General features: G+C 55.2%; 1 protein-coding gene. It reads right to left on the bottom strand.

Going from position 1 to position 567, the window contains the following annotated elements; translation table 11 throughout:
* Positions 1 to 567 (bottom strand): phospholipase effector Tle1 domain-containing protein (locus RVY79_RS17060; RefSeq protein ID WP_317465664.1); only part of this gene is annotated, 567 nt, incomplete at both ends.

Here is a 567-nt window from a genome sequence, read left to right as displayed (position 1 = left end):
GCCAAGCCACTTGTACTGGTGACGAGCTCCTTCATCTTGCCTTCTTCGAGAAGATCATCACCGCCAGTTGATGCGTGACTCACTGCATTGAGAACCTGCAACATACCCCAGTGAATGCGCGCTTCTCCACCTGCCGCATATGCCTTACCCGCATCCGTCTCTGCGTTCTCGCCAATCTCTTTGAACTCTGTCCCAACACCGGGCACGTAATATCGAAAGTACTCAGATTGGTCGTTGCGATGGGCGTTAAACAGAACCACGACATTCGAATGCGACTTCGACGGCATGTCACGCTTCATGTTGTTGTTGGTGCCATCGAAGAACAAGCCGACGTGTATCTCCCTCGTGCAGCTAAGGCTTTGCTTATCCCCGATATCGGCAGTCCCCGCACGATCACACAACTCACTCAAGGTCGGCTTGCGCTCCCCACGAGAGTCTGAAGACGGCAGGTCAGGGCTGTAGCTCTTGCCGCCCGGCGGGTTGTCCCACCAATCGTCCTTCGGAGCATTCTCAAGCGGGCGGTATGTCGACTGCCATGTCGCAGCTTTTCCTGGTCCATTTACTCCC

It is taken from the genome of Chromohalobacter sp. HP20-39 (assembly GCF_033052815.1).
Classification (GTDB): Bacteria; Pseudomonadota; Gammaproteobacteria; order Pseudomonadales; family Halomonadaceae; genus Chromohalobacter.
This window is presented reverse-complemented; position numbering and strand designations above follow the sequence as displayed.